1 protein-coding gene and 1 pseudogene are annotated in these 1,056 nt (G+C 65.5%); both read right to left on the bottom strand.

What is annotated here, in order from left to right:
• A partial coding sequence (locus tag ACFVXG_RS46185; protein WP_387936512.1) for a phage portal protein occupies positions 1 to 646 on the bottom strand: 646 nt, incomplete at its 3' end.
• 11 nt (positions 647 to 657) lie between these two features.
• Positions 658 to 1,056 (bottom strand): annotated as a pseudogene (locus ACFVXG_RS46190) (hypothetical protein); the annotation flags it as partial.

Raw genomic sequence — 1,056 nt, forward strand, 5'->3', positions numbered from 1 at the left:
CGCCGTAGCCGACAGCCTCGATCTCGGGGACGAACGTCACGACCGGCACCCGCTTCAGCGGAGTCCGGCCGCGTTTGACCTCGACGGGGGCCTTCGACCCCTCACCTTCGTAGCGCACCCACTCCTTCGGCAGGTACAGCATCGCCACGGAGATCTCTTTGCCGTCCCGCCGCTCGGTCCAGGTCTTTACTGCCCAGAGCGACTGGAAGGGATCGGCAGGGTCGGACTCGACGTGGACGGCCGCCGGGGATTCGGGGCGGATGATCGGAGTCGTCCTGTCGCGCTTGTTCGTCCAGACCGACATGATGCCGCAGTCGTGGACCAGGCCGTCGGTGTACGGAATGCGTTGCCGCGAGCCGAGGTTGTTCCGGTCCCATATCCGCCAGAGTTCCTTGTCGAACTCCGGCCCCTTGACGGTGCGGACGCCGCCGGCGCGCAAACGCTGGCACGCGGTGCGCACCGCGAGGCGGATCAACGGCAGCGGGGCCATCTTCCGCAGCGCCATGTACTCGGCGCTGACGCCGTCCGGCGCGAACGGCAGCTCGTGCTTGCCTTCGTACGCGTCCTGCCGCATCTGCCATGTCGGCTTCGCGCTCGCCAGTCGCTGCAGACCCTCGTTGAGGTAGTCCTGCTCAGTTGTTGCCACCAGGGCTCCTCTCAGTTGAAGCCATAGACGGCGTACGAGACGCTCGCCTTCGGCTTGGGCATGGGTATGTCGATGGATGCGAGCGCGAGAGTTGCCGAGACCAGTGGAGTGATGTCGACCGTGGTGTTCTTTCGGTTCCAGCCCCACAGGCCTTCGGCTCCGATGTTGCGTTTGCGGGCGTCGGCTACCGCGGAGTTGAGCGTCGGCTGGTCGAGGTGGACCATCTCGCCTGACATCGCTTTGCGGTAGAAGTTCGCGCACGATGTGCCCATGTACTGCGCACCGGTCACGATGACCGGAATGCCTGCCGTTTCGAGTGGCTCGATCAGTGGTGCCGCCGGGGACTGCCCGTCGATGACAACGCCGCGGAACTTCCCCTTGCGGTGCATCGCCTTCAGGTAGTCCACGAC

It is taken from the genome of Kitasatospora sp. NPDC058162 (genome assembly GCF_042884005.1).
Lineage (GTDB): Bacteria > Actinomycetota > Actinomycetes > Streptomycetales > Streptomycetaceae > Kitasatospora.